This window comes from Aeromonas sp. ASNIH7 (assembly GCF_002903485.1).
In the GTDB taxonomy this organism is placed as follows: Bacteria; Pseudomonadota; Gammaproteobacteria; order Enterobacterales; family Aeromonadaceae; genus Aeromonas; species Aeromonas caviae.
The window spans coordinates 3,664,469-3,680,172 of the sequence record NZ_CP026226.1; the positions used below are offsets into that span (position 1 = coordinate 3,664,469).

The 15,704-nt window shown below is 46.7% G+C and carries 17 protein-coding genes and 1 pseudogene; 8 read left to right on the forward strand and 10 right to left on the reverse strand.

Annotated features, from left to right (window positions below; genetic code table 11):
* The first annotated feature begins 117 nt into the window (after positions 1 to 117).
* Complete coding sequence (exuR, locus tag C2U47_RS17325; protein ID WP_216823192.1) at positions 118 to 903, forward strand: transcriptional regulator ExuR; 786 nt, start codon at positions 118 to 120, stop codon at positions 901 to 903.
* A 610-nt stretch (positions 904 to 1,513) separates the two neighbouring features.
* Here exuR and C2U47_RS17330 read toward each other — a convergent pair.
* From C2U47_RS17330 to C2U47_RS17350, 5 genes are all read right to left on the reverse strand, one after another.
* Positions 1,514 to 2,074: a hypothetical protein gene (locus tag C2U47_RS17330; protein WP_049637251.1), complete on the reverse strand. Its 561-nt coding sequence runs from the start codon at positions 2,072 to 2,074 to the stop codon at positions 1,514 to 1,516.
* A 182-nt stretch (positions 2,075 to 2,256) separates the two neighbouring features.
* Positions 2,257 to 3,372: a hypothetical protein gene (locus tag C2U47_RS17335; RefSeq protein ID WP_049637250.1), complete on the reverse strand. Its 1,116-nt coding sequence runs from the start codon at positions 3,370 to 3,372 to the stop codon at positions 2,257 to 2,259.
* Positions 3,369 to 3,971: a Cap15 family CBASS effector gene (locus C2U47_RS17340; protein WP_080988760.1), complete on the reverse strand. Its 603-nt coding sequence runs from the start codon at positions 3,969 to 3,971 to the stop codon at positions 3,369 to 3,371. The genes C2U47_RS17335 and C2U47_RS17340 overlap by 4 nt, the downstream gene beginning before the upstream one ends.
* A 39-nt stretch (positions 3,972 to 4,010) precedes the next feature.
* Positions 4,011 to 4,259 carry a hypothetical protein gene (locus tag C2U47_RS17345; RefSeq protein ID WP_049637249.1) on the reverse strand — a complete coding sequence of 83 codons (249 nt, stop codon included), beginning with the start codon at positions 4,257 to 4,259 and terminating at the stop codon, positions 4,011 to 4,013.
* 287 nt (positions 4,260 to 4,546) lie between these two features.
* Positions 4,547 to 5,578 carry an IS630-like element ISAhy2 family transposase gene (locus tag C2U47_RS17350; RefSeq protein WP_001809438.1) on the reverse strand — a complete coding sequence of 344 codons (1,032 nt, stop codon included), beginning with the start codon at positions 5,576 to 5,578 and terminating at the stop codon, positions 4,547 to 4,549.
* A 290-nt stretch (positions 5,579 to 5,868) separates the two neighbouring features.
* Here C2U47_RS17350 and C2U47_RS17360 point away from each other — a divergent pair, with 290 nt between their 5' ends.
* The 5 genes and pseudogenes from C2U47_RS17360 to C2U47_RS17385 all read left to right on the forward strand — a co-directional run bounded on the left by C2U47_RS17360 (position 5,869) and on the right by C2U47_RS17385 (position 10,440).
* Positions 5,869 to 6,849, forward strand: coding sequence for an IS5-like element IS5 family transposase (locus C2U47_RS17360; protein WP_026141915.1), 981 nt, complete (start codon positions 5,869 to 5,871; stop codon positions 6,847 to 6,849).
* Between the two features lie 197 nt (positions 6,850 to 7,046).
* Positions 7,047 to 8,039: a DUF3289 family protein gene (locus C2U47_RS17365; protein WP_223924753.1), complete on the forward strand. Its 993-nt coding sequence runs from the start codon at positions 7,047 to 7,049 to the stop codon at positions 8,037 to 8,039.
* Positions 8,040 to 8,648: 609 nt separating this feature from the next.
* Positions 8,649 to 8,882, forward strand: a pseudogene (locus C2U47_RS23365) (DUF4172 domain-containing protein); the annotation flags it as partial.
* 66 nt (positions 8,883 to 8,948) lie between these two features.
* Complete coding sequence (locus tag C2U47_RS17380; protein WP_233735898.1) at positions 8,949 to 9,788, forward strand: Fic family protein; 840 nt, start codon at positions 8,949 to 8,951, stop codon at positions 9,786 to 9,788.
* Between the two features lie 301 nt (positions 9,789 to 10,089).
* The gene (locus C2U47_RS17385; RefSeq protein WP_080741060.1) at positions 10,090 to 10,440 is read left to right on the forward strand and encodes an NIPSNAP family protein; all 351 of its coding nucleotides are present in this window, start codon (positions 10,090 to 10,092) and stop codon (positions 10,438 to 10,440) included.
* Between the two features lie 105 nt (positions 10,441 to 10,545).
* Here C2U47_RS17385 and C2U47_RS17390 read toward each other — a convergent pair whose 3' ends face one another.
* The 5 genes from C2U47_RS17390 to C2U47_RS22955 all read right to left on the reverse strand — a co-directional run bounded on the left by C2U47_RS17390 (position 10,546) and on the right by C2U47_RS22955 (position 12,499).
* Entirely contained in the window at positions 10,546 to 10,806 is a 261-nt protein-coding gene (locus C2U47_RS17390; RefSeq protein ID WP_049636903.1) for a hypothetical protein, read from the reverse strand.
* 61 nt (positions 10,807 to 10,867) lie between these two features.
* On the reverse strand, positions 10,868 to 11,275 hold the full coding sequence (locus C2U47_RS17395) for an H-NS family histone-like protein (protein WP_005361923.1): 408 nt from the start codon (positions 11,273 to 11,275) through the stop codon (positions 10,868 to 10,870).
* Positions 11,276 to 11,628: 353 nt separating this feature from the next.
* Positions 11,629 to 11,928, reverse strand: a complete 300-nt coding sequence (locus tag C2U47_RS17400; RefSeq protein WP_053288698.1) for a hypothetical protein — start codon at positions 11,926 to 11,928, stop codon at positions 11,629 to 11,631.
* 112 nt (positions 11,929 to 12,040) lie between these two features.
* Positions 12,041 to 12,232: a hypothetical protein gene (locus C2U47_RS17405; RefSeq protein WP_042010605.1), complete on the reverse strand. Its 192-nt coding sequence runs from the start codon at positions 12,230 to 12,232 to the stop codon at positions 12,041 to 12,043.
* 15 nt (positions 12,233 to 12,247) lie between these two features.
* Positions 12,248 to 12,499: a hypothetical protein gene (locus tag C2U47_RS22955; protein WP_127904518.1), complete on the reverse strand. Its 252-nt coding sequence runs from the start codon at positions 12,497 to 12,499 to the stop codon at positions 12,248 to 12,250.
* Between the two features lie 210 nt (positions 12,500 to 12,709).
* Here C2U47_RS22955 and C2U47_RS17410 point away from each other — a divergent pair, with 210 nt between their 5' ends.
* A complete protein-coding gene (locus C2U47_RS17410; RefSeq protein WP_053288953.1) occupies positions 12,710 to 13,153 on the forward strand; it encodes an antitoxin Xre/MbcA/ParS toxin-binding domain-containing protein in 444 nt (147 codons plus the stop codon).
* Positions 13,154 to 14,505: 1,352 nt separating this feature from the next.
* On the forward strand, positions 14,506 to 15,687 hold the full coding sequence (locus C2U47_RS17415) for a JmjC domain-containing protein (RefSeq protein WP_158657420.1): 1,182 nt from the start codon (positions 14,506 to 14,508) through the stop codon (positions 15,685 to 15,687).
* Positions 15,688 to 15,704: the final 17 nt, after the last annotated feature.

A 15,704-nucleotide genomic window follows, 5' to 3' on the forward strand; every position in this document is an offset into this window, starting at 1 on the left:
GAGAGCAAGTGAGCCCAGGGCTCACTTGTTCATTTTCATGTAAATTGGTATAACAAGTTACCGTATCCGGGGGACAGTCCCGGCACTTGAAGAGTATGAGGCTGGGGTGTGAGTGAGATGAATATGGACTTGGTTGAATCAAAGCGTCTCTATCAGAAAGTCGCCGCCGAGCTGAAACAACGCATTGCCAGCCAGCGTTATCAAGTTGGCGAGCGTCTGCCGGCCGAGCGGCTGATTGCCGAGGAGATGGACGTGAGTCGCACCGTGGTGCGCGAAGCCATCATCATGCTGGAAGTGGAAGGGCTGGTGGCGGTGCAGAAAGGGTCCGGGATCCACGTGATCGCCCGGGAGAGCCAGTATGCCGAAGCGATTCCCACCCTGGATGACGCCCTGTTGACGGCGGGCCCCTTCGAGCTGCTGCAAGCCAGGCAACTGCTGGAGAGCAACATCGCCGAGTTTGCCGCGACCCAGGTGACCAAGCAGGACATCATGGAGCTGCTGAAGATCCAGGCCCTGGCCCGCAAGGAGGATCGTGCCCGCGATTCGGAGTGGGACAAGCAGTTCCATATCCAGGTGGCCAAGGCGACCCAGAACTCCGTGCTGGTGATCCTGACCGAGCAGCTCTGGCTGCATCGCGAGCGCAACCCCTACTGGCGCAAGCTCCACGAGCATATCGACGACAAGGCTATCTCCAGCTGGTGCGACGATCACGACCAGATCCTCAAGGCCTTGATGCGCAAGGATCCGCAGGCGGCCAAGCTGGCCATGTGGCAGCACCTGGAGAACACCAAGCAGATGCTCTTCCAGGCCACCATCTTCGATGACGAAATGGAGGATGACCGCTACCTCTTCTCCGAAAATCCCGTCGTTCATCTGACCCAGCATTCCACTGCCAACGGCTAGTGGAAAGTTCTCGGGGGCGAATCCTCGAGGCTGTTTCAACCCCATGGAGGCGCTGGGCTGATGGCGTAGCCCAGAGCTCCCGGGCAAATTGCCGTTCCACTCGCCGGTTTTTGCTGGCCGCATCACCTGGATGCTGGCCCATGTCAAATGCAGTCACGACCCGCAGAGCCTTTGGCCCTTGGTCTGGAGATGCACAGCACTCGCGGGGCGGATACATCCTCTGAAGGCGAGAAAAAGGATACAAAAAGGGCCACTTCTTGCGAAGTGGCCCTTTCCAAACGTTTGGTGGAGTTCTTTAGACCTAAGGTTTATCAATTGAATGAATGAATTGATTCTTCTCAATTAAAACAACGTCTTATAATGCCGCTGATTTTAATTAGGAATTTTTTTAGGTAAATTTGTTCTGTTTTTCCACGATCTGTGGACAACCCCCCCGCATAGGGGATGGCTTTTTTCCTGATTTTACATAGTTGGTTTTTGAGTGAACTTCTGATGAGTTGTTCGCGATGTAACTTACGAAGTGCCGAGCTGAAAGCCATGCCAGCGATAGTGTGCGTTTTTGTAGCTAACGTCAGGCTGGTCTTGCCCTAGACACAGGTCGATTCTCTTTCTAGGCCTTCAACGCCCTCATTACCTCCTCCACGGCTGCCAACCGTCCTCGTAAGGACTGAAATTCCTGACTGGTGTGCCTGAGCACACTATCAATGGTTGCCTCTAGCGCGGGGAAATCTGCTCGTAGTTCGTTGTATTCGGCGAACGTGGCCTGGTATTCCTGAATTTCAAATCGATAAGATTTCGCCTTGGCCTCCAATTCTTCCAACCCCTTTCGCACCTCATCCTTCACTTCCACGACTGCCTTTTGCTCGACCTGAGTCACTGGAACCTGTGGGCCAAGTAGATCCTCCAGAAAAGTCACCCCATCAAACAACTGCGCTTTGACGTAATTTGGACGAAACCATTTATTGCCCACACTGCGCCTATTCAAAAGACCCATACCGACCAACTTGTTCAGATGGCGGTATATGAGTCCATAGTATTTATGTTTTGATGGGCGCTTTAACTTGTCACCAAATACCGCGATTACGCACTCCTGTGCAGTGAAATCGTTCAGCTGTAACCGAATTAGTGCAGTGTAGAGTACGGTTGGAAGCCACACAGTTTGGGAGCCCATAGGTAACCCTCAGTCTCGAAAGACAACAATTAGTAGGAATCAAAATCAGGGTGGGGATTATAGTCCTCATCATTGGGTCAGACAACCTGAGAAATAATAGTAAGATCCTACGATGTTACTCATTGGCCCCATTGGGGCCATGGTTAAAGGCGGTAATATTTTTCGGGAAATTAATTGTTTGCTTAAATATAAATAGATTTGTAGACTAATTTGTTTATATCTTTCTCTCTATCATATGGGTACAGATCTCGATAAACAGAGGCTGCCAAGTCAGAAACTTCCTTGCTAAGAATCTCAAGAGCATCATCTTTTTCAACATTATTGAAAATAGACTGAACCTCATCTGGAGATTTTAGTGAATCTCTTAGAGTTTTATCATCCTTTAACTTTTGCAGCCAGAGGTCAAGCCTGTGAAGAAGTAGCAGAGGAAAGTAGTCGGGACATGTCAGTTGAGCATCCATGTGATACGCAATGCTAGTTAAGTCAAAGCTAGTAAGATTTTTGGCTACTTTCTTTTTATAATCTGGCATATCGGCCACAATATTCTTCATCAACCGAACGACTTTCTTAAGGCTTCCTCCATAAATAAAGTCCTTATCATCAACTTTCTTAATGTGAAGAAAAGGTTTGTTTTCGATGAACGCATGCTTTCCTTTATCGTAAATTCTCACGCCGCGATCATGTTGTTGACCTGAACGTTGATAATCATATGTGTCATACCAACAACTTGGGACAATATCAACTTTTCGAGCAAGGCTGCCACCACTTATTGAGATCGATTTTTTATTCGAGCAGTCAACAGTTGCTTGATAGTATCGGCTTGTCAGTCTAACTTCTGATGCCAAGCGGATTTCTTTAACTTTATCGAGCATAGGCCGCTTGTCAGAGGTATCTGTGTAGTTAGTTGATGGAAGTGCTGGTTGTTGGACAAGAACTACATCTCTTTTAAGAATCAACATATCGACATCGGAGTGCCCTTCAATATGAATATCTAAAGCGACAGAACCTTGAAGCCTGAATTCAGTATTAATCCGGTCGGTTTCGAGCATGCTAACCAATGTATTAGCTACACGCTCTCCTTCATCGATTGAAACTTGTGTTGATTTAGAACTCACTGGTGCCATCGCACCAATTACATACTTTATCGCATCACTGTCTTTGACCTTTTCATAACTTTCTTGTGGGCGATAATCATATGCAGCAGATAATGCAGTATAACCTTGATCAAGTGCATAGCGCTGAGCCGTACCCTGACGCCTTTCCTTCAATTTTTTCAAACGGTCACTAAAGTTGATCATTTATCACCTCGTGTCAGGTACATTTTTCCGAAAGTTCTTCTTCCATTACTATTGAAATATGCAGCTTCACCAGAAGTTAGCTCCTTATCAAAGATAACTTCACAGTAACCTCTATGTGAGTTCAACTCATGAAACTGAGATGCATCAGGAGAATTACTATAACTATAATGAAGAACCCAGCCACCACGGGTTCCTGATTTTTTGGCAAGAGTTGCCGTATAGCTTTCGCTGGAGCTTTGTTTGGTTTTTAAGTTTATAGATATTTTTTCCCAAGTCTGCTCAATATCGATTTCAGCTTCCCAGTTATACTTTATAACACCGTCATCTTCGGAGAGCGTTTCACCTCTGACAGACCAAACACCATTTAAATCTGGAATTTTAAACAGTGGTACTTTCCATACATAGTTATTAAAAGTCCAATGTAAGGCAAAATATACAACAGCAGTTGAAACTGTTGCTCCAGCCATAAAACTGAAACCATCTACTTGGTGCAACCATAGAATAACGCTTGATATCAAACCAGTAAGAATAACTGATACAGTTCCGAGATATCGACCTATTGTCGCTCTACTATGACCAAAAACAGCGTAATCATGCATATGCCAATCCTTTCATGCGTAATAACATAATCCTGCTATTTATCGCTCTTTATTGGCTTGTGCCAAGATGCTGGCAGCCAGGGTTTTTGAGGTTTCGCTGTACTTGCTGCTTTGTAACACCATGGAGGCAAACGTCTCCATTTCAGCACCAGTTTGCTTCCCAGCCCTAGCCTGAGACAGCGCGGAAGCCGCAAGGGAGCGCGCAGTGGCAGAGGAGGTTGTATCGTTGAGCACCTGCCCAGCAAGTGTTGCCACTTTATCGGAGGTAGTTTTACGGTTAGTTGTCATGACTATATCCTGTGCTTTGCCTTTGATTTTGATACTATATGTGGTGCTGTATGTTTAGACAGTGCAAACATATCCGATCCGATTGAGGCGATCAAGGAAAACGATTGATGTATCAGTAAGGTTGTTTTTCGAACTGATTGGGGAGCTTAGCAACATCTAATCAACTATTTGATTTTTATCATTTTTATTGCTGTCACCCTCAAGCGGGGGGGTGTGATAACATAATGTTCATGTATGGTGCAGTAAGCGCCATAGCTTCAATGACTAAATAACTGATCCCAATAGTGCTACACCTTCGCTGTGCCATAGCCATTCCCCGGGAAAGGAGACACGGTATCCATGAAGTGTTTCACTCGGGCCAGCAGGTTTGCCATCCCTCTGCATTGATGATTGCGCGTGATGGTTTCATGTAACTTGTGCCATAGCCGTTCTATGTGATTAACCCAAGGGCTGTAAACTGGCTGGAACACCAGGCAGAACTTGGGATTCTTCTTCAACCATCGCTCGGTCTGTTTGCTTTTGTGAATGATGTAGTTATCGAGGATCAACGTGATGGTTTTGGCTCGTCGGTAGTGGTGGCGCAGCTTTTCCAGCATGGCAATAAACAGCGATGAGTTTTTCTTGATCCCGCTGACGTAAAGTACCCTTCCGTTGCCTGCGTGGAGAACGCCTGCCAGATAATGCTTGGCATTCTGCCCCGGTGTGACAACCCGCTTTTGCTGCGCTCTGAACATCCAGTCGGCTCCTAATTTGGGATTGAGGTCTATATCGACTTCATCCTCATAAAACACCGGATTATCGGCATCACAGCGGGCCAGCGCGGCGTCGATATTCGCCATTTTTTCCTGATAGGCTGGGTCTTTTATCCGCAAGGTCGGCACGGGCCTGCGCCAGACAATGCCCATACGAGGTAACCATCGGCGGAGCGTGGAGGCTGCCACATTGAGCCCTGTTAACCGATTGATTTTTATAGCCAATAGTTCAGTACACCAACGGCTGCGCTGATAACCAAAATCTTGCGGAGAAAACTGCATGAGCAGCACCAGTAAGGTGACAATCTTGGCGATAGGTAAGACTGGGGCACGGCCAGCCGGTAAGGCTTCTAGCGCATCTATGCCTTCATCTCGATACCACCGAAGCCAACGACCGATGGTCGAGCGCGCAGCGCCGGTAAGGTGATGAACATCGGTGATCGTGCGTCCTTCATGTAACAGCAAGATGGCCATCAAGCGACGAGCATGTCCTTTATCACGGGTGGCATGGATGATTTTGTGAATGCGGCGCCGTTGTGGTCGTGGCAGAGGTGGTAGGATAGGCATCAACTCAGTCCTTTGGGTGTGGCTTGTTTTGTTTAGCGACTAATCAGATCGCACAAACTGGACTGAGTTCCCTTCCTCCGGTGATCTACTATTCGGAACAGCTATTTAGGCGTTGAGACAGGCTTCCGCTAATGCAGGGACAGTTCGACTGCACTTATGGCACTTGGGCTTGGTTAGCGAGCTTTCGCTGAGAACTGAAAGTGATCAATAACGGTGGATTAGGGAAGGTGCGAACAAGTCCCTGATATGAGATCATGTTTGTCATCTGGAGCCATGAAAAAGGGTTCATCATGAGTCATCAGCTCACCTTCGCCGACAGTGAATTCAGCAGTAAGCGCCGTCAGACCAGAAAAGAGATTTTCTTGTCCCGCATGGAGCAGATTCTGCCATGGCAAAACATGGTGGAAGTCATCGAGCCGTTTTATCCCAAGGCTGGTAATGGCCGGCGACCTTATCCGCTGGAAACCATGCTCCGCATTCACTGCATGCAGCATTGGTACAACCTGAGCGATGGCGCGATGGAAGATGCTCTGTACGAAATCGCCTCCATGCGTCTGTTTGCCCGGTTATCCCTGGATAGCGCCTTGCCGGACCGCACCACCATCATGAATTTCCGCCACCTGCTGGAGCAGCATCAACTGGCCCGCCAATTGTTCAAGACCATCAATCGCTGGCTGGCCGAAGCAGGCGTCATGATGACTCAAGGCACCTTGGTCGATGCCACCATCATTGAGGCTCCCAGCTCGACCAAGAACAAAGAGCAGCAACGCGATCCGCAGATGCATCAGACCAAGAAAGGCAATCAGTGGCACTTTGGCATGAAGGCCCACATTGGTGTCGATGCCAAGAGTGGCCTGACCCACAGCCTAGTCACCACCGCGGCCAACGAGCATGACCTCAATCAGCTGGGTAATCTGCTGCATGGAGAGGAGCAATTTGTCTCAGCCGATGCCGGCTACCAAGGGGCGCCACAGCGCGAGGAGCTGGCCGAGGTGGATGTGGACTGGCTGATCGCCGAGCGCCCCGGCAAGGTAAGAACCTTGAAACAGCATCCACGCAAGAACAAAACGGCCATCAACATCGAATACATGAAAGCCAGCATCCGGGCCAAGGTGGAGCACCCATTTCGCATCATCAAGCGACAGTTCGGCTTCGTGAAAGCCAGATACAAGGGGTTGCTGAAAAACGATAACCAACTGGCGATGTTATTCACGCTGGCCAACCTGTTTCGGGCGGACCAAATGATACGTCAGTGGGAGAGATCTCACTAAAAACTGGGGATAACGCCTTAAATGGCGAAGAAACGGTCTAAATAGGCTGATTCAAGGCATTTACGGGAGAAAAAATCGGCTCAAACATGAAGAAATGAAATGACTGAGTCAGCCGAGAAGAATTTCCCCGCTTATTCGCACCTTCCCTAGGCCCTGTGGCTGGAAGCCTTGATGACGGTTCAAAGGTCGTATTGGGGATGCAATCTGATGTGTTTGCGTGCTGTACTATCCAGGGAGACCAAATCTCGGTGAGGGGGACGCCTAGGTTTGAGCAGGCCATCAAGTCGGCATATGCCCAGGCCAAGCCGACAATGTGGTTCGGTTCGGCAGAGAAAGAGCGCCCGAAGGCAGAAACCATTCCTCCTGCTCTCAAGCCAAAAACCGATACAACGTCAGCCACAACCTATCGTGTGCCAGTGCTCATCTACAAGTCGAAGCGTGAGCCAGGTAAGAACGTTGATGGCAACCCCGCCGAAGATATGACCTACGGCAAAATGACGGCAGAGCAGATCAAGGCTATCCCCATGTTCGTAGGGAAGATGGGAGATGACGGCTTTATTGGTGATCTCGAAAAGACTGACCCCAAGGTGTTCTTTAGTAGCTTCCGCAACATGGCCACATTGTTTGCGACTGGCGACTTGAAGATGAACATTCTGGCCATGATCGCCAAATTCGAAAAATCTGAGGGGGGTGAATACCGGAACCAAGCATTGACGAGAGCAGCGCGAGCTCACCCGACCACGATCAAGTTCTCAGATACCCTTATCAAGGAAGTGAAGGCAAAGCTGGCCGAACTTGATGGTGATGTGAACAAGCTTGTTCTGAGTGACTTGATGCAGCAATACAGCAAGACCTCCGGCTTTCGGTTACCCATCTTCAACTCTGCGGCGGATAAGGTGCAGGGCCTCACAATTGCGGTGAACGATGTCTGGGCAGGCAAGGCGGAAATCGCGACATATGAAAAATTTGGCGACTTCTACAAAGGGACGATCAAAGTAACGCTATATGACCACTTCGGTCTCGATTATCCTGACATTGGCCCTGACCCCACGACCGGAAGAGTCAAGTTCTACGGCCTGGCGTCCGGTTTCAGAAGCTGGTTTGTTCTTCAACACTACAAGCGCTTTGCCTACAAGCCATTTTTGACCGTCATTGAACTCAGCTATCCATTCCAAGGGGAACTAAAGTGAGCGCAGCAGTGAAGACAGAGAGAACATGGGTATTCGTGTTTTTCATGCTCTATCACCTCTTGAATGCATCGATCCTGTTCATTCAGCCTGTCTATGACTGGTTTAACGATGAATACTCACTGACTGGCCTATATGTACTGCTCATGCCCTATCTCTGGGGTTTGATAACGATACTGGGGGCGATTTTGTTCTTGTCAGATCGCTCTTGGAAATATTTGGCAGGCAATCTACTCGGTGGTTCGATCCTTCTCTTCTGGTGGCTTAGACTGGCATCCCAATATTAGTGAGTAACGTCAGGCATATGAATGAGTAGACCGAATGGCATTTTCTTGGGTGTGGCTTCATGCAGCGTAAGCTGCAAGCTCACAAGATCTGTTCGAAACGGAAATGAGTTCCCGCCTTTTCTATCCACTGGTTGCTGTAGCGCCACACAGCAGCAATACATCCAGTTTTTCATTAGCTCCGGTCTGAGATTTTCAGCCTGTATCTCCATCCTCATTACCAGCTCTGCTGTTCTGCTGCATGTGTTATATTCGGCTCAAACATTGAGCCGAATGATGGGCTGGGTCGGCTCATTATTGAGACCCTAGCACGTTGGATGAGGAAATAATGGAACCATTTTGGATTTGGCAACAAGCAGATTGGCCCCATTTTCGTTGGCGGGATAGTGAAATATTGCCCAGATTACGGCATGTTCAACGCAGGCTGGGAATTCTAATAGGTAGTCATTCCAGGTTGGGGAACCCCGACCAAACGTTAGATACGTTACTGGCTAACATCATTTCCTCATCCGCTATTGAGGGTGAGCGTCTCAATGCTCAATCCGTGCGTTCTTCCCTGGCTAGGCGGTTAGGGGGATCACAAACTCCGTCCTATCCCGTGTCAGATCGCTCAGAGGGGCTCGCGGCCATGATGCTGGATGCCATCGACAATCATGAACAGCTGCTGAGTATAGAACGCCTTTACCAATGGCATCGTTGGCTGTTCCCTGTCAACGAATGGTCGGTACAGCCAGTGAATGTAGGGCAGTTGCGAGGAGATGAGCCGATGCAGGTTGTCTCTGGGCGTGTTGATCGCCCCATCGTGCATTTTGAGGCACCACCCAGAGCTGCCCTTGACGATCAACTGGCCGCGTTTATCTTCTGGTTTAACCAGACTCGGCATGATCCAACGATAGATCCCCTTCTTCGTGCGGCGATCTGTCATTTCTGGTTCGTGACCCTGCATCCCGTTGATGATGGCAATGGGCGGCTCACGCGGGCATTGACCGATCTCGCGCTGTCACAGGCTGACAGCCACAGCATGCGGCTGTATGCCATGCCAGTTGCTATTCTAGAGCTGCGGGGTGACTACTATCGAGCGCTTGAGTCAGCGCAGAAGGGCTCGTTGGATATTACCTCCTGGATCTGTTGGTTTCTCGACACACTGGATTTCTCCATAGAGCTGGCATTACAAAGTATCGCCCGTAGCCTTGCCACGGCATCTTTCTGGCAGCGGCACTGTCATGACGGCCTGAGCCCAGAGCAAACCAAAGTGATTAACCGCCTACTGGATGGCGGCGAACAGGGTTTTGAAAATGGCATCAGTGCCAGTCAATATCAAAAAGTCGCCGGAGTCAGTAAGCCCACGGCCACACGCCATCTTGCGCAATTGCTGGATAGGGGGTGCATTGAGAAATTACCTGGTGGCGGACGCAGTACACGCTATCAGATCCGCTGGGGAGATATTGGCTTCACGATGGGAGTCTGAAAAGACTCTATCTGTTAAATTGTTTGGACTCTCCCTGCGGGAGTTGTTTTAATTTGGTGGATTAGAGCCTCTATTGACGAACTAATAAAGCACATAAATTAAATTTTGACGCCATGATGAGTGCCGTCAGGCATATGAATGAGCAGATAAGATGGCATTCTCTTGGGTGTGGCCCCATGCAGCGCAAGCTGCGGAAATCCCCGCGATAAATCTAGTTACGGGCATCTCACCTTTTAATGTATTTTTGAGAAACCTCATGTACAGTATCCGTATCTATTTAAGTTGATATGAAGGATCTTTAATGAGAACGGTCGAGTTTCTCCAGTACACTTTACAGCCAAGTACAGGTAATGAATTTCATCAGATCATGCGAAGTGTCAGCGTTCCTTTGCATCAGGCCGCAGGAATTGATGTAGTCACTTATGGTCAGTCGCAACATGATCCAGACAGCTATGTTTTGATTCGAGCCTTTGATAACCCTGAGCATAGGGAAAAATCTCTTGATGCCTTTTACCAAAGCGATATTTGGCGCAATGGCCCAAGAGAGGAAATTATTAACAGCATTGCTGTTAGTGTTATGTCTGTTGTGTCGATGGAGTCAGCGACTATTGATGCTCTTCGTCAGACCAGCTACACCTCTATGTCTGTCTAGGAATAATGACACATTCTGTTAGATAGATTCAGAAGCAATAGCTCGGATTGCTTCGTAAGATGCTGTCTGTATGAAACCATTTAATCCATGTTGGATTATGAAAAATTAAATATTGACGCCATGATGCGTACCATCTGGCATATGGACAAATAAACTCAGCCGACAGTCTTGGCTCTCCACTGACCTTTTGAGCGACAACAAACTATCGAGAACATCGGGAGCAATTTCAGGAACATCACCAGGCCCGAGATTTGAAAGCAGTTTGGTCACACTGAGACGTACCATTTGCTCTTCGGCAAGAGCCTTGGCTCTCTGGACAACCTCGGGTGATTCGGATGAAATCATATCCTCCAATGTCCTCCCCATACGGTGCTCCTACTAAAAACAGAATTAAAGGCCCACGCCGAGCTGGCATGGGCTCTCAGCACTAAATCAAAAATTCTTCCAATGCTCGACCATTAGCCACCGCTTCCGCGATAGCCTTGGGCATGCGACCTTGACCAGTCCAGGTCTTCTCCTGGCCATCCTCGGCGTATTTGTATTTTGCAGGACGAGGAGCGCGTTTCGCTTTAGCTGAACCATCAGCTTTCGCTGGAGCCGTTGCACCAACCAGCTCACTCGGATCGATGCCTGCTGTTTTCAGCATTTCGGTGAACTCAGCCAGCTTTTGCAGGCGTTCAGCGGACTCGGCCTTGATTTTGTTTTCTTGTTGCTCACGCTCAGCAAAAACTTCATCCAATTTCTCTTTAACTTCGACCAATTGCTCGAAAGACAACTCGCGCAATGCGGCACGAAGGCTACGGATATTCAGCAGGATTTTCAGAAATTCGTTCATTGATAGCCTCATGTATCACATTTTTATATCAGGAAAATTATCTCTTAATCCCAGCATCAGCTCCACTATTTTTGGCACCAAGACGATTAGATAAATAGCATTATTCAAAAAGACGTGAGCGAAATCGCGTTTGGATCTGCTTAGTGGCCTGGCTCCAATCTTCTATGAAACTGTGTAGCCAAAAACTTAATCTAGGTGGTAGTGAGCGTTGAGACCACCTCACCAGATGAGCCGATGAACGATCTTGATCGGCTCACGAAATGAGCCGATTGGACAATATCATTGGCTCACAGAATGAGTCGATGATAGGAAATAGTTCTCTCCACACAAACTCGAATATGGGGGCATACTATTCAGATTATCTCCCTATTAGAATAATCACGCCCAAATGTGTCTGGGTTTGCAGCCTCATAGTCATCGTCAAACATATGTTCCCCGCGATGCATCTCCCTCATTGTTGCGAGTATACCGAAAAAACACATTTCACACAGATGCACCTTGTAACGTTCACCATCGTGACGGGAACCATAGCCAAAATCCGCCGATAACGAGCCGTATTGGTTGGTTCCAAAATTCGTTTTTGTACTACGACCACAGACATCACAGAGAATGTCAACGACCTGTTCTGTTGGCACAATTTCTTTTACGAGCATGCTGAGCCCCTTATTTAAGGCTTTATGAAAACTATAATTTTCTGCTTTTGATCTGGGAGTAACCTGGGCTGGCTATTTATCACTGGCATAACCAGCATTGAACTCTCATTTGTTATTTTTGGATGTCTTTGCACTCAAATTTTGGAGGTGTTTTCCAACCTGTAACGCGCCCGCTGCGTTTGTTGACCCTTCGGTATTCATTACCCAACAGGATTTCCCATTCAGAGCCGTTCTCCGATAGAACCTGAAAAGTAGTCCCAAGCTCAATACCTATGCCAGGCTCAGTACAGATCAGCTCAGTCATCGACTCTCCTCGGTGCTAGGACATATCACCATTTTTTTCCGATTGTTCAAGAACGGAAGCCATCGCGTCTAGTGACCGAGCAAGGGCACGACACTCATCTGCGGACATTAAAGCGGATGTGAATGCGGCAGCATTCTCATTATGAACATCCATTTCACTGACTCTGATGTAGCCACCATACGGGCTGGAATAGACGCTCACCTCTACTGGATGGGGTGGTGTTCCAATTGGTTTATCCAACTTTAAAACACTTGTATAAATAGGCATTTATCCTATCCCTAATCAACTCCTCTAAACTACAGAATATTGCTCGGGGTTAATCATGATGTCCATCAATAAATCAAGACACAAACCTAGTTGGTTGGAAACTAACAGAGTCGCCCCTGCAACATGTGCAAAATTTGTTGAACACTGGGCACGACAGGGTGGGTTGAGATAGGGCATGATAAAGAGCACATGCAGACAGAGGTATGTAACATGACACCCGATGCAGTCCATCACCCGCTTCGTAGAACAACACGCCTTGAATCCTTGGATGTTCCTCGTGAAGCATTGAACGTTCATCTGTGGATTGTGGCTGGAGTTCCTGCGGACATCATTCATCAGCTAGCTGCGCTGGTTGAAACTGATGTGGGTGTGATATGTAAGCTAACTGGTATTAGCCGGAGCACTGTGACTCGCAGGCTCAAAGCAGATACCGCGCTATCAATATCACAAGGAGCCAGGGTGTATGGAGTAGTGCTCGCCCTCGATGCCGCTCTGTCCCTTCAGGAAGACGATGCCCTCAGGGCATTGTCATGGTTACACCGTCCAGCTAGGGGCCTTGGTGGCGTGGCTCCAGCCACGTTGTTGACTACACAGATGGGAGTTCAGGCAGTTATCGATCTTGTGGGACGAATTCAGCATGGGGTTTGCATATAAGCAATAAATCAGGGGGGCTGTGAGGATAAAACCAGCTCAGTTGGTCAAACTTAAACCAAACAGAATGATTTTCAAAATTTTTCACATCCACCCCACTTGAAAAGTTCGGTAAACTGTCCATTTACTAATTATGAGAGCTATAAATAAATTTTTCCGTTTCAACATTCCGCTGCTGCGCAGCGAAGAGAAACCAGTTTTTACTACCCCTACAAATTGTTTTTATTAAATCAATGGAATTTAAAGAGCTCTGATAAATTAAAATTCATTAACTTGGCTTAAGACATCAACGCTTCATCACTTAGTAGTAAGTTATATGTCTATAAACAGAAAACAGCAACATAACCTCAGTTAGGTGTGGTTATATTCGCCCTGTAGGGTGGAAATAAAAAACGTGCTTTTAAAAAATGATTGTTTTACCTATGCAAGCACTTCTCTGCTAGCATTCGCTACACATGAACAGATCGCATACGGCGTTACTGTAACGCCATCCTTACCCCCCCTGCTACCCGACCCTGGTTGTCACAACCGGAACGATTTTACAAACCCATGGGATCCCAATACACACAGATACGGTCACATTATGTGATGACGGGTCGCTCTAGCGTTTCACTCCTGACCTACTACTCTCAACAGAACATGTCTTTGAGCGTCCTTGACTCTATTCTTGTCTGAGTTGAAGTCGGTCTGATATCACCATGTTCATCATAGGCTACGAGCTACTGCTTTCTGTACCTTTGCTTACCAATGCAGAGGTTACATGTAGAGCAGGAGACTGAGCATAACATAGCTTGTATGTTTGATTTATTTCAAAACAACTATAACCAAGCTCATTTACCAGATTTAAAACCACTGAGTAATCGCAAGACGTGTAAAAGAAGTCTATTAATCTAATTTATAGTGAAACCCACATTTCACATATAGATGTCAATTGATTTTTGTTACCCAGATAAGTAATCACTTAGGGTCAAAAAAATATTTTTGCCTTAATGTTGGTAAAGAATTTGAATTTTCTATATCAAATATGCATTTTCCTCAGTCAATATCACTACTCGACTCAACATCCTACGGATTATCGCTTGTTACAAATAATCAACACTCGTGCATCTTCCTGCTAGAAGGTGTTTACATCTAACTTCTCGGCCATTAAATTGAAATCGCCGTTTGGAGCCTTCGCTCCTGGTATTCATCAACCTTCATTTCATAAGGAAATAAAAAATGACTCTGAATAAAAAGGATATTAAATTCGTTTCTGCGGCTGCACTGAAACATGTTCAGCACGTACTGTTCTGAATATGAACGTATGAAAAAGGATGGTGTGTATACACCATCCTTTTTTAATAGGGGATTATAGAATGTTGCATAAAATTATAGGGTCTATTGACCAAGAAAGTTTTTTTAATAATTACTTCGAAAAAAAGCCACTCTTCCAAAGAGCAGAGAGCAGTCTCATCAATATGTTCACCCTGGCTGACTTTGATCGCTATTTGATTGCTGGAGAGGGCATGCTACATAACTTAGTTAGAATAACTAAGGATGGGGTGGCAATAACGATACCGACCTATCATGGTCAAGCAACAACACAACGAGAATTCGTACTTGAAGCGTTCAAATCTGGTGCGACACTTAAGCTAGAAGATCTTGATAATCGTCACAGTGACATCGCTAAGATCTGCAAAAGCCTTGAGGACATTTTTGGTGGATATGTTTTCGCAAAACCATTCCTTACTGGCGCAAACTTCCCAGGCCTTGATACGCATTTTGATACCACAGAAGTTTTTGTTGTCCAACTAGAAGGGCGTAAAGTTTGGCATGTTTGGGACAAGGTAATCGATAATCCAACTCTTCCACTTCAACAGAACTTTAAAGATGTCGATCTTGGAGCTCCATCAATTGAGGTTATTCTAGAACCTGGAGATATATTATATATTCCAGCAGGAGCGCCACATTCTGCACGATGCTTAGATAGCCACTCATTACATATGGCTATTGGTTTGCAACCAATAAAAATTTTTGAAGTACTGGAAGGATACCTACGGCTAATGTCTGAGCACATAGTTGAACTCAGACAGAATATTTATCCATTCACTGAACGAGATCTTCTTGATAAAAATACAAAACTACTTTTAGATCGATTAAAGAAAGTACCTTTTGATGTAATTAAAGCTGACTTTGATATCGCATATAGCGCAACCAAACATGAGACCTGCGATAGACGCCTGGAAACTCTTGCTGCATCACATGCGATTACTGAGTCAACAAAGCTACGGCTAAGGCAAGGTGTTGATATACAAGCTAGAACTGGTGACGGTTCTATATCAATATATTTTAGTTCGACAATCAGCCCAGGAAAACCGCTTGTTTCAAGGCCTTCGAATGTAACTCTTCCTGATTATTGTCAGGGTGAAATAGATTATATTTGCTCAAGTGGATTAGTTTGCTTTACTCCAAGTCAGCTCTCTGGCGACCTAAACCTAGAGTCGAAAGTTCTGCTCTGTCAAGAGTTGGCTAATGTTGGCATTCTCATTTTAGAGTAACATTAAAGGGGCGTTTT

Bases quoted from the DNA above. Each gene is read 5' to 3' on its own strand.
- exuR (WP_216823192.1), top strand. From the start codon at position 118: ATGAATATGGACTTGGTTGAATCAAAGCGTCTCTATCAGAAAGTCGCC.
- C2U47_RS17330 (WP_049637251.1), bottom strand. From the start codon at position 2,074: ATGGGCTCCCAAACTGTGTGGCTTCCAACCGTACTCTACACTGCACTA.
- C2U47_RS17335 (WP_049637250.1), bottom strand. From the start codon at position 3,372: ATGATCAACTTTAGTGACCGTTTGAAAAAATTGAAGGAAAGGCGTCAG.
- C2U47_RS17340 (WP_080988760.1), bottom strand. From the start codon at position 3,971: ATGCATGATTACGCTGTTTTTGGTCATAGTAGAGCGACAATAGGTCGA.
- C2U47_RS17345 (WP_049637249.1), bottom strand. From the start codon at position 4,259: ATGACAACTAACCGTAAAACTACCTCCGATAAAGTGGCAACACTTGCT.
- C2U47_RS17350 (WP_001809438.1), bottom strand. From the start codon at position 5,578: ATGCCTATCCTACCACCTCTGCCACGACCACAACGGCGCCGCATTCAC.
- C2U47_RS17360 (WP_026141915.1), top strand. From the start codon at position 5,869: ATGAGTCATCAGCTCACCTTCGCCGACAGTGAATTCAGCAGTAAGCGC.
- C2U47_RS17365 (WP_223924753.1), top strand. From the start codon at position 7,047: ATGCAATCTGATGTGTTTGCGTGCTGTACTATCCAGGGAGACCAAATC.
- C2U47_RS17380 (WP_233735898.1), top strand. From the start codon at position 8,949: ATGATGCTGGATGCCATCGACAATCATGAACAGCTGCTGAGTATAGAA.
- C2U47_RS17385 (WP_080741060.1), top strand. From the start codon at position 10,090: ATGAGAACGGTCGAGTTTCTCCAGTACACTTTACAGCCAAGTACAGGT.
- C2U47_RS17390 (WP_049636903.1), bottom strand. From the start codon at position 10,806: ATGGGGAGGACATTGGAGGATATGATTTCATCCGAATCACCCGAGGTT.
- C2U47_RS17395 (WP_005361923.1), bottom strand. From the start codon at position 11,275: ATGAACGAATTTCTGAAAATCCTGCTGAATATCCGTAGCCTTCGTGCC.
- C2U47_RS17400 (WP_053288698.1), bottom strand. From the start codon at position 11,928: ATGCTCGTAAAAGAAATTGTGCCAACAGAACAGGTCGTTGACATTCTC.
- C2U47_RS17405 (WP_042010605.1), bottom strand. From the start codon at position 12,232: ATGACTGAGCTGATCTGTACTGAGCCTGGCATAGGTATTGAGCTTGGG.
- C2U47_RS22955 (WP_127904518.1), bottom strand. From the start codon at position 12,499: ATGCCTATTTATACAAGTGTTTTAAAGTTGGATAAACCAATTGGAACA.
- C2U47_RS17410 (WP_053288953.1), top strand. From the start codon at position 12,710: ATGACACCCGATGCAGTCCATCACCCGCTTCGTAGAACAACACGCCTT.
- C2U47_RS17415 (WP_158657420.1), top strand. From the start codon at position 14,506: ATGTTGCATAAAATTATAGGGTCTATTGACCAAGAAAGTTTTTTTAAT.